We start from the raw sequence: 23,808 nt of genomic DNA, 5'->3' as shown, positions 1-23,808 counted from the left end.
CCCCGCCGGGCCGCGGCCTCGCATTCGCAAGGGGGTGCCGCCCCGGCCCGAGGCCGGGGCGGCACCCCTTGCGTCGTCTCGGGCTACTTGAAGCCGCGGTGCATGGCGACGGCGCCGCCGGTGAGGTTCCTCCAGGCGACCTTGCGGAAGCCGGCCTTGACGATGCGGTCGGCGAAGGCGGCCTGGTCGGGCCATTCGAGGGTGGACTCGGAGAGGTAGCGGTAGGCGTCGGGGTCGGAGCCGACGCGGCCGGCGACCTTCGGGAGGACGTGCTTGACGAAGACGCCGTGGGCCTTGCGGTAGGGCTTCCAGACGGGCGTGGAGACCTCGCAGAGGACCATGCGGCCGCCGGGGGCGAGGACGCGGCGGATCTCGGTCAGGCAGGCGTCGAGGTCGGCGACGTTCCGGATGAAGAAGGACCCGGTGACGGCGTTGAACGCGTTGTCGGCGAACGGCAGGTGCAGCGCGTCGGCGTTCACGAGCGGGACCTGGCGGTCCTTGTGCGCCTTGAGCATCCCGAGGGAGAAGTCCACGCCGATGACGTCGGCGCCGGACTTGGCGAGCTCGACGGTGGAGACGCCGGTGCCCGCGCCGAGGTCCAGGCAGCGCTCGCCCGGCTGCAGGCTCAGGGCCTCGCGCACCGCGCGGCGCCAGCGCTTGTCCTGGCCGGCGACCATGACGGTGTTGGCCCGGTCGTAGCCCGGCGCGACGCGGTCGAACATCGCCGCGATCCGGCCGGGTTCTTTACGCGGGGTATTCGCTTCGTTCGCCTCGATCACCTCGACAGCCTCGCACACCGCGCAGAGAAAATCCGCCGGAGCCCTGTCGGTGTGGGCCCCGGCGGATCAAGGGGTTATATCGGGCGCGCGCGGGGTTCACACGTCGCGGGCGGCCATGAGGGAGCAGGGAGTGGCCGCTCGCTCGCCCGGAGAGGGAGCTTCGCTGGGGTCCGTCGGAACCGCTTGCGGCGCAAGGAGGGGCGGAGCGGTCGGTGATCCGTTCACTGCGCCTCCCTCGTGCCGTCGGACCCTGCGCAGGGGTTCGCGGCTCATTCTGGGATGACGCTGAGAGATCCCCCGAGTGCGGTCTGCGCTACAGCATTACCTTGACGCATGGAAGCTGTGATGTCGATCTATGAAACCGAACCGTTATCGCGCGTAACCCATCCGATAACTAGGAGGTGTGCGCCGTCACAGAAGGCGGCCGAGTCGTCACGATGGGACCGAATCCCGAGGTTGGAGCCGGTTTAGGCTTACAAGTCCGGCATCGTCAGGCCGGGAGGAAGCGGCGGCGGGGCGCGCGGTGCGCGCCCCGCCTTCTCCAGGGGATACACAGAGAGGCGGGCCTCTCCGATGAATCAGGACTGACGGCCGGGTGAACACCGCGGGCCGCATCCAGCATTGCGGACGCACTGGCCGCTCGGCAAGTGTCGAGATCGAAGCGTTATGGACCGCCGCCCGGCGAAGCGGTGCTACCGCTCGGTGAGGCGGCCCTTCAGCACGGTGGCGGTGCAGTTGCCGGCGGCGCCGGTGACGAGGGCGGCGTAGGGGTCGCCGTCGGTGTCGACGTCGAAGACCGCGAGGTCGGCGCGGGCGCCTTCCTTGAGGACGCCGATGTCGTCGCGCCCGAGGGCCTTGGCCCCGCCTTCGGTGGCGGCGCGGACGAGCCATTCGTTGAGGCCCTCGCCGCCGTCGCCCTGGGCGAGGGCGAGCCTGCGGAGGACGGGCCATTCGGCGGCGACGTCGAGGTCGGGGGCCGAAGCGCGGGAGTCGGTGCCGACGGCGACGGTGTTGCCTTCGGCGCGCAGGGCCGCGACCGGGGGCTCGCCGGCTTCGAGGCGGGCGTTCGAGCGGGCGCAGACGGCCACGGCGGTGCCCTTGGCGCGCAGGAGTTCCCGGTCGGTCTTGTCGAGGTGGACGCCGTGGGCGACGTGGGAGTCGGGGCCGAGCCAGCCGACCTTGTCCATCTGGGCGGCCGGGGAGTGCCCGGCGCCGCCGTCGGCGAGTTCGAGGTCGAGGCCGGCGCGGCGGTTCATGAACGCGAACGGGCCGGAGCCGCGGCGCACGAACATGTCCTCGTGCATGGTCTCGGCGAGGTGGGGGTGGAGGCGGATGTCGAGGGTCCGGGCGAGTTCGGCGAGGCCCTTGGCGACGTTGGTGCCGAGCGTGTAGAGCGTGTGGGGGCTGATGCCGACGGCGACGTCGGAGTTGTTGACCGCGCGGGTGTCGGTGACGACTTCGCGCCAGGCGCTGCGGCGGACCTCCCAGGCGGCGTCGTCGATGAAGCACGCCTCCCAGTAGGCGACGCCGGCGAGGTCGGAGGCGAGGAGCGGCGCGAAGCCGGCCGCGGGGGTGACGATGTCGGCGACGGCGGTGACGCCGTTGCGGAGGGACTCGTCGATGCCTTCCTGGACGGAGGCCTTCCAGGCTTCGTCGGCGGTCTCGGGGTTGCGCCGGGCGAACTCCTGGATCCACTCGAAGAACTCTTTTTCGTTGCCGTACATGTCGGCGAACGCGGTGTAGCAGAGGTGGGTGTGGGCGTTGACCAGGCCCGGGGTCATGACGCCGGTGAAGGCGGTGGTCTCGTCGGCTTCCGGGGCGCCGTCGGCGGGGCCGACGTAGGCGATCCGCCCGCCGTCGACCCCGACCGCGCCCTCCCGGATCGGATCGCCCGCGAGCGGGACGACGACAGGGGCGGTGTAAACGTGCATGGTCCCGAGCTTACTCAGGTCCTATGCGGATGCCTCTAGCGCCGCGTACGCCGGTCGGACGACCTCTTCGAGGATCCGGCGGCGCTCGGGGTGGTGGAGGAAGGACGCCTTGACCGCGTTCTCGGTGCAGCGCTTGACCTCCGCCCAGCCCCAGCCGAAGGTCTCGGAGAGGAGCTGGAACTCGCGGGAGGTGTGGGTGCGGCTCATGAGGCGGTTGTCGTTGTTGACGGTGACGCGGAAGCCGAGGTCGTACAGCTCCTTGATCGGGTGGGTCTCGATGGACTCGGCGCCCTCGGTCTGGAGGTTCGAGGACGGGCAGACCTCGAGGGCGATGCGGCGGTCGCGGATGTAGTGCGCGAGGTTCGAGAGCTTCGCGCCGTCGCCGGTGAGGTCGATGTCCTTGATGAGCTGGACGCCGTGGCCGATGCGGTTCGCGCCGCAGACCGCGACCGCGCCCCAGATCGACTCGGGGCCGGACGACTCGCCCGCGTGGATGGTGAACGGCATGTTCTCGCGGCGCAGGTGCTCGAAGGCCGCGACGTGGGCCTCGGCCGGGTTGCCGATCTCGCCGCCGGCGATGTCGAAGCCGACGACGCCCTTGTCGCGGTAGGCGACCGCGAGCTTCGCGATCTCGAGGGTGCGGTCGGCGTGGCGCATCCCGCAGAGGATGGTGCGGGCCTGGATCGGGTTCCCGGCCTGCGCGGCCAGGCGCTCGCCCTCCTCGAAGCCGGCGAGGGTGGCCTCGACGACCTCCTCGAGGCTGAGGCCGCCGCGGAGCTGCTGCTCGGGGGCGTACCGGAGCTCGGCGTAGACGACGCCGTCGGCGGCGAGGTCCTGCGCGGCCTCGGAGGCGACGCGGAAGCAGTCCTCGGCGCGCTGGAGCACCGCGATGGTGTGGTCGAAGGTCTCGAGGTAGCGGGCGAGGGTGCCCGAGTCGGCGGACTCGAAGAACCAGTCGGCGAGCGCGCCGGGCTCGGTGGCGGGCAGCTCGTGGCCGATCTCGTCGGCGATCTCGATGAGCGTCTGCGGGCGCAGGCCGCCGTCGAGGTGCTCGTGGAGCACCACTTTGGGGGCCGCGCGCAGTTGATCGTGGGTGAGAGCCTTGGGATTCATCCCATGAATATAGTCAGGAGGTTTCGCGGGCGGCCCTCACAGGCGGACTTCGTCCCAGTGGACGGGTCGCTCGTTGTCGAAGACCACGGCCCACTCGAGGGCCCAGCGGCGGTGCCACACCAGGTTGTCGTCCAGGCCGCGCGGCAGGGGCTGCCCGGTGCGGCGCGACTGGTCGCAGACCCAGTCGAGGCAGTAGTAGAGGTCGAGCATCTCGGCCACGACCGCGGGATCCCTTGTCGGCGTGAGCTGGCGGTCGCGCCAGGCGCCGAAGGACTCCGGGCGGCGCAGGTCCGGGAGGAGCTCGGGGAGCTCTTCGGAGCACGGCACGGCCGGGTCGAGGTGGTCGACCAGGCCGAGCAGCCACGCGACCGTGTAGAGGCTCTCGAGCTGGTCGGCGTACCGGGCGCGGTCGCCGCGCCCGCACGCGATGAACCCCCACTCGTCGGGGGCGAGGTGGTCGAGGACGTGCGCGTCGAGGAGCCAGCGCATCGCGAGCTCTTCGGGCATGTCGAACACGCGGGCCTGGACGACGTTGAGGATCGCGGCGCGGGCCTCCACGTGGCCGCGGGGGCGGAGCCGGGGCAGCCGGCCCTCCGGGAACGGGAGGGGGAACTGCGCGGGGGGCGCCGGTATGCCGAGCGCGCTGAGGCCGTCCACAGTGCGCATACGAAGGGTTCGGGGATCTGAGGTCACCGTCGGCATGGGGCTCCCTACCACTTTTGGGGTTCACCGGTGGGGGTGAGTGCGCGTGCTCGGAGGGGGTGGTTGTGAAGAACTGTAGCGTCCGACACACGGCCGAGTCAACGCGGGCGACAGAAATAGTACGGGTTCCATACCTGGGTTACGCAGGTGTTTCATCGACCGGGTCGCGAGTCGCAAGTGTCCGGAGGGGCGCTTTGACCGCGTTGTGACAGCAGCCATTCGACACCTGTTCGAACGCGGAGCACCGAAACCTACTCGCGGGTACGCAACGAGTGACGGGGATCACTGAGTCGATCGGTCAGAGCCGGCGGGCCCTCCCCGTCATATCGATGCGGCACGGTCCATGTCACACCGACCGGGCCGCGCAGGTGCCGAAACCACGATCCAGGGGGACCGCTCGGCGCCACCGCACCGCCGCCGCCCCCAGGCATCCTTGACACGTGAGCAGTCTCCAAGTCGTCGCGGGCCGGTACCAGCTCGTCCGCCCGATCGGCGCGGGCGGCATGGGCCGCGTCTGGCAGGCCGTCGACCAGCAACTCGACCGCGAGATCGCCGTCAAGCTCGTCAAACCCGACCTCCTCGACGGCCCCCAGCGGTACGAGGCCGCCGCCCGGTTCCGCCGCGAAGCCCGCGTCACCGCCCAGATCGGACACCCCGGCGTCCCCGCCATCTTCGACGCCGGACTCGACGAGGACTCCGGCGAGCTGTTCCTCGCCATGGCCTACCTGCCCGGACTCAACCTCCGCGACCTCCTCGACGAAGCCGGACCGCTCCCCGCCGACTGGACCCTCGCCATCGGCGCCCAGCTCGCCTCCGTCCTCGAAGCCGCCCACGCCAGGCAGGTCATCCACCGCGACCTCAAGCCCGCCAACATCATCGTCGGCCCCGCCGGCCTCGTCCACGTCGTCGACTTCGGCATCGCCGCCGTCCTCGACCTCGACGCCGCCCGCCTCACCGCCACCGGAGACAAACCCGGCACCCTCAACTACATGGCGCCCGAGCAGATCCGCGCCCAGCCCGCCGGACCCGCCGCCGACCTCTACGCCCTCGGCGCGCTCCTCTACGAGATGGCCGCCGGCGAACGCCTCTTCGCCGACCGCGGCTCCGCCTACGAGGTCCAGACCGCGCACCTGAAGGAACTCCCCGAACCCGTGCGCCGCAAACGACCCGACCTCCCCGCCGACCTCGACGGGCTCGTCTCCCGGCTCCTGTCGAAGGAGCCCGCCGACCGCGGATCGGACGCCGCCGCCGTCTACCTGCGCCTCATCGAACTCCTCGCCGCCGCACCCCCCGGAAAGGCCCCCGTGCGCGACTGCGGCGACCCCACCTGGCCCTTCCGCGCCCCGCTCGCACCCGCCAGGGTCGCCGCCGAAGCCGCCGAACTCCGCGCGGTGCCCGCCACCGACCGCGCCGCCGAGCGCATCGCCGAAGCCGACCGCGCCTACGCCGCCGGCGACTACGGCACCGCCCTCTCCGCGTTCCGTTCGCTCGCAAAGGACTTCGAGACCCCCGACCCCGCCCTCGCCCTCCACTGCCAGGTCAGGGCCGCGCAATGCCTGGCCGCCATGGGGAACGCCGCGAGCGCGCTGGCCGGGCTCTCCAGCGTCATCGAACGCCAGCGGCGCCTCATGGGCGAACGCGCCCGCCCGGTCCTGCGGTCCCGCCGGATCGAGGTCGACATGCTCGTGGCCGTCGGCAGCGGCCCCGAGGCGCACCGGCGCCTCGCCGGCCTCGTCCCCGAGATGGCCGCCGCGCTCGGCCCGGCCGATGCCGATACCATCGAAGCCGAACGGCTGCTGCGGGCCTGGTCCGCGCCGCCCCAGGCGAATCCCGGGTGGCCGACGCCGCCCTCCGCCTCGCCTGGGAGTCCTCCTCGATGACCGCCCCCGGTCCCTATGCTCCGCCCGTCGACCACAGGAAACAGCAGAACCGGTACCGCCTCGGGCGGGTCGGCACCTACGCGTGGGCGTTCGCCCCGCTGCTCACCTGCGGATTCGCGGCACCCGTGTCGTTCGGCATCGCGATGGGCCGCCGCCGCGACAACCTGACCGTGGCCGCCCTGGTCCTCCACTCCGCGCTGATCATCGCCGGGTGCGGATCGATCGGCGCGTACGAGTACCCGCCGCCGGAGTGGGCGAACATCCTGTTCACCGTGTCGGTCTGCATCACCTCGGTCGGCGGCACCGCCCACCTGCTGGTGATCCGGTCGAAGGTGTGGGCCGCGCCCGCCCGGCTGCAGGTCCCGGTCGCGCACCTGTCGAACGCCGAAGTGCTCGACCGGGCCCGGAAACTCCGCGACCAGGCCCGCCGCACCGCCCAGGCCGACCCGATGCTCGCCAAGCGCCTCGCGATCGGCCGCCCCGACCTGCCGCGCCAGTTCGACGACGGCGGCCTCGTCGACGTCAACCACGCGCCCCTGCACGTCCTCACCTCGCTGCCGGGGGTGACCGAGCGCAGCGCCCGCCAGATCCAGGAGTGGGTGGAGCGGTCCGGCCCGTTCGCGAGCCTCGGCGAGGTCATGCTCGTGATCGAGATCAGCCCGACCTTCGAGCACCACCTGCGCGAGTACTGCGTCTTCATCCCCTGAGTTCGGCGAGCACGGCGACCGCGGCCCGGGACGCGTCGTCGCCGTAGGTCGAGGGAAACGCGTCGACCAGCCGCCACCCGGCCCGGCGCAGCGCCCGCTGGCGTTCGATGTGGGCGCGGACGCCGTCGGGGTGGACGCCGCAGACGACTCCGAACGCGGCGTCGCCTTCGCCGACGACGAGGTCGATCTTCCAGTGCCCCACCGGGTATCCGTGCCTGACGGCGGCGTCGGCGCCGGAGAGGGCGCCGGCGAGCTTCACGGCCCAGTCGCCTTCGGCGCCGTCGCCGGGGATCGGGCCCGGCGCACGGTCGGCGTAGTCGAGGAACTCCCCCACGAGCCCGCCGGGCGCGTCCAGCGCCGTGACGACGTGGAGGTGCTCGCGGGCGCGGGTGACCATGACGTTGAACAGGTTCGCGCCGGAGAGGAACCGCTTGCGCCCGGCCGGGTCGCCGGGGGCGACGCCGAGTGAGGCGATGACGGTCTCGGATTCGCTGCCCTGGAAGGCGTGCACGGTCCCGGTGCGGATGCGGTGGGCGCGGATGGCCTCGAGGTCGAAGCGCTTCATGACGGCCGCTTCGACGGCCTCGGCCTGGGCGCGGAAGGGCGAGAGGACGGCGAGGCCGCGGTCGCCGCGGGCGGCGAGTTCGGCGAGGAGTTCCACGGCGCGTTCGGCTTCGGCGGCGACGACGCCCTGGGCGTCGGCGGCCGGCGCGGTGACGCGGTGGAGGGTGATCGCGTCGGTCTGCTGGACCCGAGGGTGCGCGGTGATGGGCCGGACCCGGCCGCCGTAGAACTTCGCGGCGGAGAACCCGATGAGGTGCGGGACGCTGCGGTGGTGCTCGGTGAGCTCGACGACCGGCCCGGCGCCGCAGGCGAGGTCGTAGAGGCTGACGCGGCCGGTGTCGAGGCGCGCGCCGAGGCCGCGCAGGCCGTGCCGGTCGAGGACCTCGGTGAGCCGCGCGTCCGACGCGAAGGACACGAACTTGAGCTGGCGCGGGTCCCCGGCGACGACGGCGCGGCGGGCGCGGGCGAGGACGGGCGCGGCGCGGAGCTGGTTGACGTGGCTGGCCTCGTCGACGATGACGAGGTCGAACATGCCGGCCTTCGGCGGGAGCACGGACTCGGCGTCGGCGACGGTGCCGATCCACAGCGGGACGGCGCGCAGGAGCGCTGCGATGTCGACGTGCTCGAGGACGGCGCGCCGCTGCGCCTGGTCGCCGCGGAACTGGGCGGCGAGGAACTCGCCGAGGGCCCGGACGGCCTTCGAGGAGCGGCGCTCGGCGGACGCGGCCTCGGCGCGCAGAGAGGCGCCGAGCGCCTGGGCGGCGTCGCGGTCCGCCTGCTCGGCACTGCGCCACAGGGGTTCGAGGCGGGGGCCGCCTTCGGCGGCGAGGCGGGTCATGGCCTGGACGTCGCGGGCGATCCCGATGCAGCGCTGGAGGGCCGCGGAGTCGGCGGCGGTGCCGGCGAGGCGCTGGAGCTCCCGGCGGGCCCTGCGGCGGCGCCATCGGGTCCAGGGCCAGCCGCCTTCGCCGCGGGTCCGTGCCGCGGCGGCTTCGACGGCGTCGAGGTCGGCGTCGCGCAGGCCCGGGAAGTCGTCGAGGAGGAACACGGGCGCGTCGAGGGCGCGCAGGCGCCGGCGCTCCATGTCGAGCCGGGTCCCGATGGCGTGCTCGACGCGGTGGAGGAGGTCGAGGGCGTCGGCGGCGCCGCGGCGGGCGAGTTCGACGTCCTTCTTGGGGACTTCGTTGCGGGCGAGGGCATTGCGCCGTTCGGTGTCGCCGAACATCATCGGCTCGGGCCCGGGTTGGCGGTCGAGGAGCCCGGCGAGGACGTCGGCGGCGTACACGGACTGGGTGGCGATGAGCACCGACCGCCCGGAGGCGACGGCGTCGAGGGCGATCGCGGCGAGCGTGTGGCTCTTGCCGCATCCGGGCGCGCCCGCGACGACGGTGACCGGGGCGGTGCGGGCGCTGCGGACCGCGGCGGCCTGCTCGCGGTTGAGCGGCAGCGGGGAGCGGATCCCGGGGTCGGAGGGAGCACTGTCGGCGGAAGCGCTGTCGGTGGCGGTGCCGCCGTCGGAGGCGAGGTCGCCGGGGGCGGGTGCGTCGGCGGTGCCGTAGGCGGCGGCGAGGGCGGTGCGCTCGAGGCCGGGGCGGCCGGACCATTCGAGGAGGCTCTGGCCGATGGGGCCGGATTCGATGCGGGGCCCGGCGATGTAGACGACGGATCGGGCCAGGACGACCGGGGCCGCGGCGTCCGGGTCGTGGCGGTGGGCGACGGCGGTGACGGGGAACCCGGCGGCGACGGCGGCGTCCTTGAGCCAGGCGGGGTCGCGGAACTCGTCGCCGGTCCGGTCGGGCGAGAGGACCCGGGCGAGGCGCTCCGCGTAGGCGGTGCCGGCGAGCTTCGGGTGGAAGACGAGGTCGCCGGCGGGGATGATCTTGTGGTCGTGGGGCGCTGCCAGCGCGACTTCGAGGCGCACGGGCCGGGTGACGAGCGGGACCGCGACCCGGCGGCGCCTGCCGCCGGAATCGAGGACCCCGGTGACGACGCCCCAGCCCTGCCGCAGGAGCCGCTCGTCGCGGTGGAGCTCGTCGTGCGCGGCGAGCTCGGCGGCGCCGGGGACCGTGGTGAGGCTGCCGTCCCAGACGGCCTTCTGGCCGACCTCTTCGGACTCGGCGGCCGGGGCCTTGTTCACGGGCGCGAGGTCGGCGAGGGCGGCCAGGATGCGGGCAGGGCTCATGGCGGCAGTGTACGGCCGGGAGTCCGGCCGGGCGCATGCGAAATCGGCGCGGCCCGGCGGATCGCGCCCCGGGCGCGGTCCCCGGACATGCGGAAGGCCCCGGGGCGGGAGGTGCCCCGGGGCCTGTCCGGTTCGCGCAGGGGACGGGTTCCCCTGCGGGAGCGGCGGTCCCGACCCGGGTCACGCGGCGGGCGATCGCCTCGCGGGGGTCCGGGTGCTGCTACTCGACGGTGTCGCTATACGACTGTGTCGCTATACGACGGTGTCGTTGAACGGCAGTGCTGCTATCCGACAGTCCTGCGATCCGACAGTGCCGCTACTCGGCAGCGCTGCTGATCGGCAGTGCTGTTACTCGACGCAGAGGACGCCGCTGGTGCGGCCGAACTGGTCGGTCAGCTCGTAGTAGGAGCCGGCGCAGGCGGCGGTGGCGCCTTCGATGTCGGGGGCGGCCCACTCGGCGACGTCGAAGGTGATCGCCTCGGTGACGGTGGTGTCGGCGGCGGCGTCGGCGCAGTCGACCTGGTACCACTCGGTGTCGCTGCTGGACATGCAGTCGCCGGTGTCGGGGGTGACGGGGGTCTTGCCTTCGGCGTTCGGCTGGTCGAGCGCCTCGATGCAGAACAGGTAGTCGACGTTGCCGGTGGTCACGTCGTAGATCATGTTCCAGTCGGTCCACGCCTTGCCGGGCAGGTAGGCGCCGACCTCTTCACCGCAGGTGTCGTAGACGGCCTGGGGGTCGGCGATGTCGCCGCCTTCGGCGGTGATGCCCGGGTCCGCGACGATGTTCGTGATGGACCAGAACGCGTCGGCGCCGGAGCAGTCGACCTCGAAGACCGCCGGGTCGTCGCTGAGGACCTCGTAGGGCAGGCAGTCGCCGGCGGCGGCTTCGGCGACGGCGTCGACCTGCTCGCCGCTGACCTCGGTGCTGCCGTCGTCGGCCGAGTCTTCGAGGAGGCCGCAGCCGGTCAGGGCGACGGTGCCGGCGAGGGCGATGCCGCCGACGGCGAGAACGCGGCGGATGGGTCCGAATGTCGTGTTCATTGGCTGCTTTCTGTGCGGCACCGCTTCTCGGGTCGGACGGTGCTCTTGAGTTCGACGTGAAGATATGCGGGGCCGTCGACTACCGACGCGGCAGACGTCGTCACCCTCGGGTCCGGCGCACTCCGTGAGCTGCGGTTCTGTGAACCGTCGGCGAGCGCGAGCCGGTGCTCATGATCAGGATCACGATGGTTGCAATTCGGTCAAGGCGGAAGGATCTCCGGTGGGGCGTCCTGCGGGATCGGTTGCGCCCGTTCGGTTCGCGACCGGCCGCCGCGGCGGTGCCGAAGGAGGGCGCGGGTTCCGCCCAATGGTCTCCGCGCCCTCCGTCTCGGGCCCCGGCCCGGCGGGCCGGGGGATTCGGCACTAGCCGATCTCGATGAAGTACTTGGTGCCGTCCAGGGACCAGATGTCCTCGACGTAGACGAGGGTGCTCTCGGCGTCGGCCGGGATCTCGGCGCAGGTGGCGCCGGACGAGGTCGCGCCGGCGGTGACCTCGGCGGTGTTGATGATGTCGTTGGGCACGACGTTGGTGCAGCTCTCGGAGAAGGTGCCGTCGGCCCAGATGCCGACGGTCGCGTCGAGCCACAGCGTCCCGGTCTCGGCGCCGTTGTAGGTGCCGTCGACGGTGAACATCGCGAACGTGTTGCCTTCGGCCGGAGGCGTGTTGAACTCGTTCTCGGCCATGACCGCGTCGGTGGCGTCGAGCTGGACGTCGCTGACGGAGATGGTCCAGTCGCCGATCTGCACTTCCGAGCCGGCGGGGAGCGGGGACTCGGGGCTGGTGCCGTCGCCGGTGGCCGCTTCCTCTTCCGCGCCCGCTTCGGCCGCCTCTTCGACGGTGGACTCGTCCGAGCCGGTGTCCCCGCCGTCGGCGGTGTCTTCCCCGGCGCTGCAGGCCGACAGGGCCGCGAGCGCGATGAGGGCGGCACCGCCGGCGGCGAGGAGGCGCTTCGAGATCTCGGGGAATTCGATGTTCATGGGAAACCTTTCGTGGGGTATCGTTCAGTCACGATGTCTTGTGAAGTTACTTCACGAGAATAGTAGACTGTGTCGAGCCTCCGCAACGCGGGGTGGGTTACGATTCGATAAATCCAGACAGGAGCCCGCATGACCACCCGTGACGCCGGCCCAGGCGAGACCATCACGCTGACCGACCTCGCCCGCCTCGCCGCGGTCGGACGCAACGCCGTCAGCAACTGGCGCCGCCGAGAGCCCGACTTCCCCGCCCCCGTCGACGATTCCGCCCGCCGCCCGCGCTTCTCCTTGGCCGAGTTGGAGACCTGGGCCGAGACCCACGGCCGCTCGCTGCACGTCACCGCCGCCGACCGGCTCTGGTTCCGCCTCTCCGGCGCCCACCCGACCGCCGAGGCCGCCCTCGAAGCCGTCGCCGCCGCCTTCGACGGCCGCGGCGATGCCGACCTGGCCGCCGCGGTCGAGGACCTCGCGTCCGAGACCCCGGCTTCGGACCTGTTCGAGTTCTTCATCGAACGCGCACGTGAAGCGGCGGGAACCGGCGTGCCGCCGGGGATCGCGCCGCTCGCCGACATCGCCGCCGCGGTCAGCGGCGAGCACGCCGAGGACCGCACCGGGAAGACCGTGCACGATCCCGCCTGCGACGAAGGCGACCTCCTCGCCGCGGTCGCCGCCAGGCTCGGCCCGTGCAAGGCCCTCAGCGGGCAGGACCTCTCCGCGACCCGCGCCGCGATCGCGGAGCGGCGCCTGCGGCTCCTCGACGGCAAGCTCCGCGGCGAGCGGCCCGCCGCGCCGGCCGCACCGGGCGAACGCGCCGACGTCGCGACCCGCGTCGGCGACTCCCTCCTGGCCTCGCTCCCGGCCGAACGCTACGACCTCGTCGTCTGCGACCCGCCGTTCAACGTCAAGGACTGGGGCTACGACCGCCTCCCCGACGGCGACGACCCCCGCCTCGCCTACGGCACCCCGCCCCGGACCGAACCCGAACTCGCGTGGGCCCTCCACTGCGTCGCACTCCTCGCCCCCGGCGGGCACGCGGTCGTGCGGATGCCCGCGCAGGTCGCGCACCGCCGCTCCGGCAGGCGCATCCGGTCCGAACTCCTGCGCTGGGGCGCGCTCCGCGCCGTCGTCGACCACCCGGAGGCCAAGGCGCACATCTGGATCCTCGCGCCTCGGGGCGAGACCAGCCAGCTCCTCGTCTCCAACGGCCGCGACTTCGACCAGTCCTGGCAGAACTTCACCGCCGTCCCCGACGCGCCGATCGCGACCCCCGACTCGGTCACCGTGCCGCTCATGCGCCTGTGGGACGAGGACGTCGACATCTCCCCCGCCGTCTACCTGGCGAGCGCCGCCGGAGGCGCCGAAGACCTCGCCGAAGCGGTCGCCCACCTGAGCGTCCGCATCGAGGAGATCGCCGGACGGGCCCTGCCCCGCTTCGGCGGCGGCGCCGAGCAGTCGGCCCCCGAGACGAGCCTCGGCGACCTCGAACGCGACGGCCACCTCGTGGTCGCGCCCGGCGGCGGGGCCGGGGACGCCAGGTGCGTCATCGTCGACCCCGTCGGCGAACCGCCCGTGCGCATCGGCACCAGGGGCGAGGCCGCCGAGACCCAGTGGACGGTGACGTGCGAGCCGGCCGTGGACCTCGGCTGGATCGCCGCGGCCCTCGCCGCCCGGCTCCCGGCCGCGTCCAAGCGCACCGCCACGGGCGCGAAGCGCCGCATCCTGGCGGTGAAGATCCCGCGCCTCCCCCTCGCCGAGCAGCAGCGCCGCGGCGAGGCGTTCGCACGGCTCGAAGCGCTCCGGTCCGACCTCGCCCTCGCCGGCCGCCAGGCCGAGGCGCTCGCAGCGGAGGCGGCCGCCGGACTGGTCTCGGGCGCGGTGACGGTGGAGGACTGACCGCCGAGGCGGCGAGCGAACGGCCGGGCGCGAGCCCGGTCGTTCGCATGGCGACGCCGGTGGCCGCCGGAGACGGCGAAGCGGTACCGGCATGTGCCTGACAAGGCGCTGGTGGCTGCGGCGGACCGGCTCGGGATGCCGCGTTCGGGTCGTTTGCTCCGGGCCGTGCCACCGGCGGTTGACCGAAGCCTTCGGGGAAGCAGGTGGGGGGCGGCATTCAACCGCCCCCGCCTGGTGTCTTGGAGCCGCTGACAGGATTCGAACCCGCAACCTACTGTTTACAAGACAGTTGCTCTACCGTTAAAGCTACAGCGGCCGGTCAGCGCCGTTCTCGCAGCGAGACGGATCGATTCTAGCCGACCCCCGAAGCGGTCGCCGACGCCCGATCCGGGCCGCCGGAGACGCTGATGGGCGGCCGGCCCCCGAGGGACCGGCCGCCCACACCACCGTCACCAGATGCGCGAGGAACCTGGCTGCGGTGTTAGCCCAGCAGACCGTTCGAGTCGTCGATCTGGGTCACGTCGTCCAGGTTGCACTTCGCCGAGTTGCCGAAGAGGCCGTTGGCGTAGCCGGCGATGATGCCGCCCGCGGCATCGACGCAACGGGCGTCGATGTGGACGAGCGGGGCGCCGTAGGAGGCGATGAGCGCGGACTGCTTGTCGTAGAAGACCGCGTCGCCGTAGGCGCTGCCGAAGTCGTCGGCGTCGTTGCCGCCGTCGCCGTCCTCCATGTCCTTGTTGCCTTCGGTGCCCACGCCCCACTTGAGGCCGGCCTCCGAGGTCACCGCGTTCAGGACCGAACCGGCGTCCTGCGTGACGGGGCCGAGCGCGTCCTGCGCGTCGGTGATGTCCGCGGCGAGCGACGGCGTGGCGATGGCGGCAGACGCCGCGGCACCGGCCAGGACGGCTGCGACAGTGCGCGAAACCTTCATGCTTTGTCCCTTTCAAGTAGGTAAGGACCTTTCGCCCCTTTAACGACGGTCAGTCTGCCATGGATACGGAGTTCGTCCACATTATTTCGGAAACCTTTTCCCGGCTCACGCTCGAAAACCCTCAGGACCGCCGCGCGGGGTCCTCGACGCCCCGGACGCCGCCGCGGCGCGGGCGCTTGCCCCGGTCCGTCCGCCCGCGTTCTCGCGGCGTTCGCCCGGATCCCATAGGCTCGAAGGGGAATCGACCCGCACGGAGGCCGCGACATGGACAGCTCCGCGACGCCCGCAGCGCCGCCCGTGAAGCCGCGCGCGCCCGTGCCGGTCGTCGGCGCGGTCGTCCTGCTCTGGCTGACGGCCGCGGCCCTGGGCTGGCTGGCCGCGGTGTCGACGCTCCTCACCGCGTTCCGCGTCTCGACGCTCCCACCCGATCCGGTGAACGCGTTGGCGTTCCTCGAACCGCTGCTGTTCGCCGCCGTCGCGGCCGCCGTCGGCCTGCTCGCGGTGAAGGTCTGGACCGGCCGCGACTGGGCCCGCCGGGTCGTGCTCCTGCTGTGCGCCGTCGTCCTCGTGACCGCGCTGCTGACCCGGGCCGCGTTGGACTTCGGGAGCGGGCTCGCCGGCGCGCTCGCGTTCGCGCTCCTGCTCGTCCTCGTCGCCGTGCCCTCGACCCAGCACTGGTGCGACCGCGACTCGCCGCGGCACAGCCCGCGGATCGGCGAGCGGGAGGAGCCGCCGTTCCTCGTGGTGGCCGAACTGGTGCTGCTGTGGGCGGCCGTGGCGGCCGCCGCGTACTTCAGCGCGCAGGCGCTGCGGCTGAACGAGGCCGGCGAGACCTCGACGCGGGCCGCGCTCGCACTCGCGGCTGCGGTGGTCGTCCACGGCGCGTTGAACCTCGCCCTGACCCGGCGGCGCGAGTGGGCGCGGATCGCGACCGCCGGGCTCTCGGTGGCCTACGCGCTCGCGCTCGTCGTCGCGGCCGTCACGGCCCTGGCGGGCGGGGAGGCGTGGGCGGCGCCGGCGGCACTCGCGGTGGTGCCGGCGGCGTTCGCGTGGGCGCTGCTGAACGCCGAGTCGAAGTCGTGGTGCCGCCGCGGGGGCGGTTCGGCCGGCACCGACACCGACACCGGTTGAACGTGGACGGGCGGCCCGCCGGCCGATCGGCGGGCCGCCCTCCGCTCCCGCAGGCCGCCGCTTCGTCTGCGGCCCTTCAGGAGGCCTACTTCAGGCCGAAGGCCCGGATGGTGGTGTGGGCGACCTCGGTGCCGCGGTCGTCGAGGGCGGTCATGCGGACCGAGACCCATCTGGCGCCGCGGGGGTGGTTGAGTTCGGCGGTCGCGGTGTCGCCGTCGCGGTCGAGTTCCATGGCCTTCCAGGTCCGGCCGTCGTCGTAGGAGACCTCGAAGGTCATGTCGACGGCGTGGACGACCGGCCCGTACTCGTATGAGCGCAGGTCGAGGGTGATCTCCTGGCAGCCGCGGCGCGGCGCGTAGCCGCCCTCCACGGCGTCCGAGGTCAACTGCACGACCGGGAGCGCGATGTCGGTGAACTCGCCGTCGGCGGCCGGCGCGGAGTCGAAGGACCAGGACGCGGTGGCGCCGGTGCCGAACCGGTTCGTCGCCGACGGCTCGGTGACCTCGGCGGTGAGGGTGTAGCGGCCGGTGTCGCCCGCGGGCAGCTCGGTGAACAGGGAGTCCCAGTAGAAGTCCATGCCCTCGGCGGCCGCGATGGTCTCGCCGTCGCGGCTCAGCGTCGCCGTGCCGGTGGCGCCCACGAGGATCAGCGACTCGCCGTTGCCGCCGCCGACCAGGTCGAGGCCCGCGCCGAAGTACTCGGTGCCGCCGTCGTTCACGCGGTAGGCGTCGCCGACGCCGGTGGAGAGGCCGCCGCGGGGCATGACACGCTCGGTCGGGCCGGGTTCGAAGACGGCGTCGTACGAGGCGACGAAGCCGTCGGCGAGGTCGCCGGCCTCGTCGACCTCACCGGCGACGAGGCCGTTCTCCCAGCGGATCTCGGGGTCGGCCGTGTAGTACATGGTCCGCTGCGAGGGCACCGCGGTGGCGACCAGGCGGCAGAGGCCCATGCCGATCTGGCGGCCGGTGTAGTCGCCGTAGTCGCAGGTGTCCGACGTGTCGGCGCCGAAGGGGGTGCCGAGGTCGCGGTAGTCGGTCTCGACCGCGGCGAGGTCGCCGTCGCCGACGGCGAACGCGGTGTCGTCGGGGTAGCCGGCGCCGTCGTGGAAGGCGAGGTTGTAGACGTACGGGTCGTCCGAGCCGTCGGGGCTCGCGAGCACCGGCTGGAAGAGGAACCCGAGCTCGTACTCGGCGAGGTCGGGTTCGGGGAGCAGGAACGCGTCGTCCTCGGGTCCGAGGTAGGTGCCGTAGCCGAGGTTGTTCTCGCCGGCGCGGGCGTCGATGGTGATGGCGGCGTTGAGGAACTGCGCGTCCTCCTGCTCGACGTCGACGCTGACCGGATCGGCTGCGGCGCCGTCGATGACGAGTCCGGTCGGCCCCTCGCCGACGGTCACCGGGGTCATGCCGAGGATCTGCTGGCCGCGCGCCGAGTCGGTGGCGTCGGACCAGAAGCCGGAGACGACGACGTACTCGCCCGGCGGGAGCGCGGCGGCGCCGGTGCCGTACGCGTCGATCTCGATGGAGCCGAAGTCGGAGCCGTCGCGCGCGGCCCAGAGGATCCAGGCGCCGTCGGGCGCCTTGCCGTGGCGGTTGAGGAGCGTGACGTCGAGCGTCTGGAGGTCCGCCTCGGCGGCGGTCGCGTCCGCCGACGTGTCGGGGACGAGCCCCGCATACGGGCGGTCGTCCAGATCGGACTCGGCTGCGGCGGCGGCGTCGGCCTCGCCGGCGCGGAGGAGTTCGGAGACGTTGTAGCGGCGCGGGTCCTCGTCGCCGGCGGTGACGGCCCCGACCCGGTCGGTCGGGACGACCACGAGGTCGCCGCTCGGCGAGGGCGGGGTGATGAAGGAGGCGCCCTCGCGGCCCGCGGCCGGTTCGATCGCGGCGGAGCCGTTGGGAAGGACGGTGACGCGGTCGCCGGTCGGGAGGGTCACCGTGCTCGGGCCGGCGGTGCCGTCGGCGGCGGGGGCGGGAAGCTCGGCGTACGCGGTGGTGCCGCCCGCGAACACGGAGCCGGCCAGGACCGCCGCGGCCGCGGAAGCGGCCGCCGATCCGATCAACTTGGGTCGTCGCATAAGGAGGTCCCTCTGGAAGACTCGGGCGGGCCGGTCGACCCGTCCGAACCGAAGGCGCACCGGGCGTCCGAAATGGTTGCATACGCGGGATGGCTTGGCCGCTTGGCGGAAAGCGAGAAAAAATACCTGCCGAATCGGGCGTTCGCGGCCACCGGATTGTGGGAACGCCACAAAGACGGGGCCGAACCGGTGCCCGGGCGGTTGCGAAGCGTCGCGACACTGCGGACATGGACACTGCAACGCCATCGCCTCCGCGCCGCATCGGCGGCCGCATCGCGTACGCCACCGGACCGCTCGCGGTCCTCGCGATCCCGACCGGGATCGTCCTCGACGACCGCTACTACACCGAGCCCGTCGTCGGGCTCACCGCCTGGGCCGCGGGCCTGATCCTCATGCAGGCCACCGGGTTCCTCGCCCGGCAGGCATGGATCCGGTGGACCGCCTGGCTCCTCGTGCCCGCCTGCTGGCTCGGCACCGCCTCCGCCGCGATCGGCTACATGTGGGCCGGCACATGGTGGCCGCGGGCCGAACCCGTGGGCGAGGCCGCGCCCTGGCTGCTCCTCGTCGCCGCCATGACCTGGTTCGCGTGGTCGGTCGCCCTGCTCAAACCGGCCGTGCTCCGGATCTACTCGTCGCGGAAGGAGTAGACCTGCGAGCCGGCCGGGGTGAGGCACACCAGGCGCGTGTCCGTCGCGTCGCACGCCAGCACTTCGAGCTCGGTGCGCAGCTCCGCGCGCGTGCCGTCGCGGCCGAGCCCGATCACGTTGCCGACCGCGGTCCCGAACGTCGACCGGCCCGGCCAGGCGAGGGCGCTGCCGCCGTCGATCGGGTCGAACGTCTCCTCGAGGCTGTTGTTGACCGACTTGAAGCTCTTGGAGTAGATCTGCGTGCGCACGTCGTCGCCGGCGTAGTACTCGGCCATGATGCGGTCGCCGAGCGGCTCGATCCAGCCGTACTCGCGGTCGTCGAACTCGTGGACGATCTCCTCGGCGTCGGCGTCGTACACCCGCCAGTGGTAGACGCCCGTCTGGTCCTCGACGAGCTCGCCGACGCACACCAGGGTCTCGCCGCAGACGGTGATCGCCGCGGGCGCCACCTCGCCCGACTCGATCCCGCGGACGCTGTCGACCTCCGACAGGTCCTCGACGCTGTAGACGTTCAGGTCGTAGCCGGTCTCCTTGTCGACCGCGACGTAGAGCAGGCCGTTCCACGCGTAGTACATGTCGTCGACCGTCTCGATCTCCTCCGAGGCCACCGTCTCGCCCGACTCGACGTCGAAGACGTAGGCGACGCCGATGCTCGACACCGCCAGGAGCCGGCCGTCGCCGTTGGCCGGCGCCGACGGGTTCGCGATGTCGTCCGGAGTGCCCACGAGGTTCCACTGGGCGACGGTCTCCTCGCCCTCGAGCTCCCACGACGACACCTGCTCGCCGTCGGCGTCGTAGACCTCGAACGCGTTGCCGCCCACCGGGCCGACCACCAGCAGCTCACCGGAGCGGGCCGCGTCCCGGGCCCAGCTCGGGATCGTGTTGCGCACCTCGCCGGTCTCCCAGTCCAGGAAGATGAAGCTGTACTCCTCCCCGGACTGGACCTCCTGGGAGAACGCGATGAGCTCCTCCGACACGAAGTACGTGCCGTTCCAGCCGTCGCCCGGGAGGACCTGCTCGGCGTCCCACAGCAGCTCCCCCGAGCGGTTGTCGACCGCGCGGACGTGCAGCTCCTGGCCCGACTCGTCCGTCGAGGACGTCGTGTAGAACAGCACGGAGCGGTCGCCGACCGAGCGGACCTCGTAGATCCCGTCGTCGACCTCCCCCGAGAGCGGCTCGGCGGCGCCCACCTCGCGGAGCTCCTCCGCGAACGGCCGCTGCTTGTACGGGTTCAGCGCCCACCAGATGCCCACGGTGGCCGCGGCGACCAGCACGACCGCCGCCACCCCGATCGCGATCCACTTCGGAGGGATCCGGCGGGCCTTGTACTCGGTGCCGCGGCGCGGCGGCACCGGCGGCGACTGGTCGTCCCCGCCGCGGCGCAGCGGAATCGTCTGATCCGAGCCCGGCGTCACCGGCGGCAGGCCCCGCGACTGGCCCGTCAGCTGCGGCGCCGTCAGATGGGCCGGCGGCGACGGCACCGGCGCCGGCGGCGTCACCGGCGCGGCCGACGTCAGCGCGAGCGCGGCGCCCTCGGAGACCGGCAGCTCGGGCTGCTCGAGCACCGTCGGCGCGATCCCCAGCCCCTCGTGGAGCATCTTGGCCACCATCGGCATCCGGCTCGACCCGCCGACCAGGAACAGCCCCGCGAGCTGCTCGGGGCGCCGCCCCGTCAGACCGAGCACCCGCTGCGTCTCGCCGACCGCGCGCGCCAGCAGCGGCCGCGAGATCTGGTCGAGCTCCCCGCGCGTCAGATGCAGCGACTGCGCCATGTCCGGGACGGTGACCGGCGCGACCGAGGAGCGCGACAGCATCTCCTTCGCCGCCCGCACCTCCTCCCACAGCTCCCGGCGGTTGCGCAGTTCGCTTGCGCCGGTCGGGTTCTCGAGCCGCTTCCAGATCTCCGGCTCGCGCTGCCGCACCGTCTCGCCGATGTGCGCCACCAGCGCCGCGTCGAAGTCGAGGCCGCCCAGATCGGGCAGGCCGCCGTCCGCGAGGACCCCGAACGAGCCGTCCGGGCGCCGCTCCAGCACCGCGATGTCGAGCGTCCCGCCGCCGAAGTCGAACACCGCGAGCGGCTGCCCCGGCCCGACCTGGTGCGACAGGCGCGACGTGTAGTAGTGGGCGGCCGCCACCGGCTCCGTGATGATCTTGACCGGCCGGTAGCCCGCCTGAGCGGCCGCGTCGTGCAGCGCCGCGCGACGCTGCTCCGACCACGCCGCCGGGCACGTCAGGACCGCGTTCGGCAGGTGCCCCACCGACTCGATCGCCGCGCGCGCCACCCGCGACAGGATCGCCGCGAACGCCGCCGTCACCGGGACCTCCCGGTCCCCCAAGAGGATCGTCCGGTCCGAGATGCGCTGCTTCGGGTTCGGCTCGAACCGCTCGGGCGCGGTGAGCGCCAGCCGCTCGGCGTCCTTCCCGGTGTGGAGCGTCCCGGCCGGGTCCAGGAACACCGCCGACGGCATCACCGGCGACCCGTCGAACAGGAGCGGGCGCGTGCGGCCGTCCGGCCACACCACCACGGCCACGGTGTGGGAGGTACCGAGGTCGACGCTGAGCAGGTAATCGGCCGGCATGCGGGTGCAGCTCCTGGGGCTAGGGCGTGCGGGATCGTTTCAGATTAGTGCGACCGGGCGAGTCCGGTCGGCACGGGATCACCCATTGTGGGCCCGGCGGCGCGGCCGCCGGGTACCGCTCCCGGCCTCGGCCCGGCGCTAGCGGCGCTGGCGCTGGACCTCGGCGAGCGCGATGGAGGCCGCGACGGAGGCGTTCAGCGACTCGACCTCGCCGGAGATCGGGATGCCGGCGCGGATGTCGCAGGTCTCGGCGACGAGCCGGGAGACGCCCTTGCCCTCGTCGCCGACGACGATGAGGAGCGGGTCGGTCGCGACCGGGAGGTCGAACACGTCGGCGTCGCCGCCGCCGTCGAGGGCGACGGTCATGAACCCGGCCTGCTGGCACGCCTGGATGGTCCGGGTGAGATTGACGACCTTCGCGACCGGGAGGCGCGCGGCGGCGCCCGCGGAGGTGCGCCAGGCGACGGCCGTCACGGACGCGGCGCGCTTGGACGGGATGATGAGGCCGTGGCCGCCGAACGCGGCGGCGGAGCGGATGATCGCGCCGAGGTTGCGCGGGTCGGTGACGCCGTCGAGGGCGACCAGGAGCGGCGCGGTCCCCGACGTCTGCGCGATCTCGAGGAGCTCCTCGAACTCGTGGTACTCGTACGGCTCGATCTGGAGGCCGATGCCCTGGTGGAGGGCGTTGTTGGTGCGGCGGTCGAGGTCGCGGCGGGCGAGTTCCTTGACGGGGAGGTCGCGGTTGCCGGCGAGGCGCACGGACTCGGCGACGCGGTCGTCGAGGTCGGTGCCGAACGCCACGTACAGGGCGGTCGCGGGGACCTTCGCGCGCAGCGCCTCGAGGACCGGGTTACGGCCGAGGATGAGCTCGGGCTCGTCGGCGTGGCGGCGCGCCGAGCCGCGCTGCGGCCGGGCCTTGCCGATGTTGGTGGTGCGGCCCTCGGCGGCGGCCTTGGCACGCTCGGCGGCCTGCTTGCGCTGGGTCTTCTGGGGCTTGTCGTCGCCGGTGTACTGCTTGTGCCAAGGGCGGTCGGCGGCCTTGAGGGTGCGGCCCTTGCCGGCGAGGCCCTTCTTCTGGCCGCCGGAGCCCTTGGCCGGGCCGGCCTTGCTGGTCTTGCGGCGGTTCGGGTGTCCGCCCTTGGTGCTCATCGGTTCAAGTTCCCCAGTGGTGTCGGTCGTCGTCTGCGGACAGGCGATCGCCTAGTCCACGGTCCACACGGGACCGCGAGGGGTGTCCTTGACGGTGATGCCGGCGTGCGCGAGGTCGTCGCGGATGCGGTCGGCAGCCGCGTAGTCCTTGCGGGCCCTGGCTTCGGCGCGCTGTTCGAGTGCGAGCTTCACGAGCGCGTCGACCGCGCCGGTGAGCTTCGCGTCCCCCGGGTCGTCCCAGTGCGGGTCGAGCGGGTCGAGGCCGAGCTGATCGAGCATAGCTCGGACTCCGGCCCCGGCGCGGGCCGCCGCGGCGTCGTCGCCCGCGTCGAGCGCGGCGTTCCCCTCGCGGGCGGTCTCGTGGAGGACCGCGACGGCGGCGGGCGTGTTCAGGTCGTCGTCCATCGCGGCGGTGAATTCGGGCGCGAGGGCGCCGCCGATGGTCGCCTCCGTCCCCAGCGCTTCGGCCGTACGGTGTACGAAGTTGGAGAGGCGCTCCCAGGCGGACTGGGCCTCGGCGAGCGCCTCCTCGGAGAAGTCGACGGCGGACCGGTACTGGACGCTGGTCAGGTAGTAGCGGACCGCGGCGGCGCTGAAGCCCTTCTCGCCGAGGGCCGCAACGGAGAGCGTGTTGCCGAGGGACTTGCTCATCTTGGTGCCCGAGAGGTTGAGCATCCCGTTGTGGACCCAGTACTTCGCGAAGTCGAGGCCGGCCGCGCGCGACTGCGCGAGCTCGTTCTCGTGGTGCGGGAACATGATGTCGGTGCCGCCGCCGTGGATGTCGAACGCGTCGCCGAGGTAGCGGCGGGCCATCGCGGAGCACTCGATGTGCCAGCCGGGGCGGCCCGGGCCCCACGGGGAGGTCCAGGCGGCGTCCTCGGGCTCGCCGGGCTTGTGGGCCTTCCACAGCCCGAAGTCGCGCGAGTCGCGCTTGGCGCCGGTCTCGGCGCTGGAGAGCATGTCCTCGGGGCGGCGGTGCGAGAGCTCCCCGTAGTCGGCCCAGGACGACACGGAGAACCAGACGTCGCCGGACTCGGTGGCGTAGGCGTGGCCGCGCTCGACCAGCGACGCGATGAGGTCGGTCATCTGGGTGATGTGCCCGGTCGCGCGGGGCTCGTACGTGGGGGGCGCGACGTTCAGGGCCGCGTAGTCGCGGGCGAGCTTGCGCTCGTTCTCGTACGCGATGGCCCACCAGGGGCGGCCCTGCTCCTCGCCCCGGACGAGGATCTTGTCGTCGATGTCGGTGACGTTGCGCACGTATGTGACGTCGTAGCCGGAGCGGCGCAGCCAGCGGATGAGGACGTCGTAGGAGACGCCCGAGCGGAGGTGGCCGATGTGCGGTGGGCCTTGGACGGTGAGGCCGCACAAGTAGACGCCCGCGTGGCCGGGCTTCCGGGGCTGGAAGTCGCGGATCGAACGGGTGCCGGTGTCGTACAGTCGCAGGCTCACCCGTCAAGTCTAGACAACCCGGGCCCGCCCCTAGCGCCCCGAGGGCCGCGTGTCAAGGCGGCCGGGACCACGCCGCTCGGCGCT

The 23,808-nt window shown here is 72.8% G+C and carries 17 protein-coding genes and 1 tRNA gene; 5 read left to right on the top strand and 13 right to left on the bottom strand.

All coding sequences use genetic code 11. The features are described from left to right. Nucleotides 1-83: 83 nt before the first annotated feature. From GFD30_RS20815 to GFD30_RS20800, 4 genes are all read right to left on the bottom strand, one after another. Nucleotides 84-722 (bottom strand): class I SAM-dependent methyltransferase, encoded by a 639-nt coding sequence (locus GFD30_RS20815; protein WP_153027098.1) that lies wholly within the window; start codon nt 720-722, stop codon nt 84-86. Between the two features lie 749 nt (nt 723-1,471). Next, nucleotides 1,472-2,710, bottom strand: coding sequence for an amidohydrolase family protein (locus GFD30_RS20810; RefSeq protein WP_153027097.1), 1,239 nt, complete (start codon nt 2,708-2,710; stop codon nt 1,472-1,474). 21 nt (nt 2,711-2,731) lie between these two features. Next, nucleotides 2,732-3,823, bottom strand: coding sequence for an adenosine deaminase (locus tag GFD30_RS20805; protein WP_153027096.1), 1,092 nt, complete (start codon nt 3,821-3,823; stop codon nt 2,732-2,734). A gap of 36 nt (nt 3,824-3,859) precedes the next feature. Further along, entirely contained in the window at nt 3,860-4,489 is a 630-nt protein-coding gene (locus tag GFD30_RS20800; RefSeq protein ID WP_194202044.1) for a DUF4272 domain-containing protein, read from the bottom strand. Between the two features lie 476 nt (nt 4,490-4,965). On the opposite strand from GFD30_RS20800, the gene GFD30_RS20795 reads away from it, so the two are divergent. Continuing rightward, nucleotides 4,966-6,405, top strand: a complete 1,440-nt coding sequence (locus GFD30_RS20795; protein WP_153027094.1) for a protein kinase domain-containing protein — start codon at nt 4,966-4,968, stop codon at nt 6,403-6,405. Beyond that, on the top strand, nt 6,360-7,112 hold the full coding sequence (locus tag GFD30_RS28075; protein WP_153027093.1) for a ComEA family DNA-binding protein: 753 nt from the start codon (nt 6,360-6,362) through the stop codon (nt 7,110-7,112). Before GFD30_RS20795 ends, GFD30_RS28075 begins: the two co-directional genes overlap by 46 nt. Here GFD30_RS28075 and GFD30_RS20785 read toward each other — a convergent pair. The 3 genes from GFD30_RS20785 to GFD30_RS20775 all read right to left on the bottom strand — a co-directional run bounded on the left by GFD30_RS20785 (nt 7,102) and on the right by GFD30_RS20775 (nt 11,877). Beyond that, nucleotides 7,102-9,858 carry an AAA domain-containing protein gene (locus GFD30_RS20785; RefSeq protein ID WP_153027092.1) on the bottom strand — a complete coding sequence of 919 codons (2,757 nt, stop codon included), beginning with the start codon at nt 9,856-9,858 and terminating at the stop codon, nt 7,102-7,104. The genes GFD30_RS28075 and GFD30_RS20785 overlap by 11 nt on opposite strands. 348 nt (nt 9,859-10,206) lie before the next feature. After that, nucleotides 10,207-10,899, bottom strand: a complete 693-nt coding sequence (locus tag GFD30_RS20780; protein ID WP_153027091.1) for a hypothetical protein — start codon at nt 10,897-10,899, stop codon at nt 10,207-10,209. A 363-nt stretch (nt 10,900-11,262) separates the two neighbouring features. Continuing rightward, nucleotides 11,263-11,877: a hypothetical protein gene (locus GFD30_RS20775; protein ID WP_153027090.1), complete on the bottom strand. Its 615-nt coding sequence runs from the start codon at nt 11,875-11,877 to the stop codon at nt 11,263-11,265. Between the two features lie 129 nt (nt 11,878-12,006). Here GFD30_RS20775 and GFD30_RS20770 point away from each other — a divergent pair, with 129 nt between their 5' ends. Then, entirely contained in the window at nt 12,007-13,767 is a 1,761-nt protein-coding gene (locus GFD30_RS20770) for an N-6 DNA methylase (protein ID WP_153027089.1), read from the top strand. A 240-nt stretch (nt 13,768-14,007) separates the two neighbouring features. On the opposite strand, the gene GFD30_RS20765 is transcribed toward GFD30_RS20770, so the two are convergent. Continuing rightward, a tRNA-Thr gene (locus GFD30_RS20765) sits at nt 14,008-14,083 on the bottom strand. A 165-nt stretch (nt 14,084-14,248) separates the two neighbouring features. Beyond that, on the bottom strand, nt 14,249-14,698 hold the full coding sequence (locus tag GFD30_RS20760) for a hypothetical protein (protein WP_153027088.1): 450 nt from the start codon (nt 14,696-14,698) through the stop codon (nt 14,249-14,251). Nucleotides 14,699-14,962: 264 nt separating this feature from the next. On the opposite strand from GFD30_RS20760, the gene GFD30_RS20755 reads away from it, so the two are divergent. After that, nucleotides 14,963-15,829 (top strand): hypothetical protein, encoded by an 867-nt coding sequence (locus tag GFD30_RS20755; RefSeq protein ID WP_153027087.1) that lies wholly within the window; start codon nt 14,963-14,965, stop codon nt 15,827-15,829. Between the two features lie 85 nt (nt 15,830-15,914). Here the strand turns inward: GFD30_RS20755 and GFD30_RS20750 are convergent, their stop codons facing one another. Beyond that, nucleotides 15,915-17,900, bottom strand: a complete 1,986-nt coding sequence (locus GFD30_RS20750) for a hypothetical protein (RefSeq protein ID WP_153027086.1) — start codon at nt 17,898-17,900, stop codon at nt 15,915-15,917. A 227-nt stretch (nt 17,901-18,127) separates the two neighbouring features. Between GFD30_RS20750 and GFD30_RS20745 the strand changes: the two genes are divergently transcribed. Further along, the gene (locus tag GFD30_RS20745; protein WP_153027085.1) at nt 18,128-18,547 is read left to right on the top strand and encodes a hypothetical protein; all 420 of its coding nucleotides are present in this window, start codon (nt 18,128-18,130) and stop codon (nt 18,545-18,547) included. Here the strand turns inward: GFD30_RS20745 and GFD30_RS20740 are convergent. The 3 genes from GFD30_RS20740 to cysS all read right to left on the bottom strand — a co-directional run bounded on the left by GFD30_RS20740 (nt 18,526) and on the right by cysS (nt 23,724). Next, entirely contained in the window at nt 18,526-21,126 is a 2,601-nt protein-coding gene (locus GFD30_RS20740; RefSeq protein ID WP_153027084.1) for an Hsp70 family protein, read from the bottom strand. The two genes, GFD30_RS20745 and GFD30_RS20740, sit on opposite strands and share 22 nt — an antisense overlap. Nucleotides 21,127-21,264: 138 nt before the next feature. Next, nucleotides 21,265-22,275, bottom strand: a complete 1,011-nt coding sequence (gene rlmB, locus GFD30_RS20735; protein WP_153027083.1) for a 23S rRNA (guanosine(2251)-2'-O)-methyltransferase RlmB — start codon at nt 22,273-22,275, stop codon at nt 21,265-21,267. Nucleotides 22,276-22,326: 51 nt separating this feature from the next. Then, nucleotides 22,327-23,724 (bottom strand): cysteine--tRNA ligase, encoded by a 1,398-nt coding sequence (cysS, locus tag GFD30_RS20730; protein ID WP_322633463.1) that lies wholly within the window; start codon nt 23,722-23,724, stop codon nt 22,327-22,329. Nucleotides 23,725-23,808 lie beyond the last annotated feature (84 nt).

The sequence above is a fragment of the Glycomyces albidus genome (assembly GCF_009451885.1).
GTDB lineage: Bacteria > Actinomycetota > Actinomycetes > Mycobacteriales > Micromonosporaceae > Glycomyces > Glycomyces albidus.
This window is presented reverse-complemented; position numbering and strand designations above follow the sequence as displayed.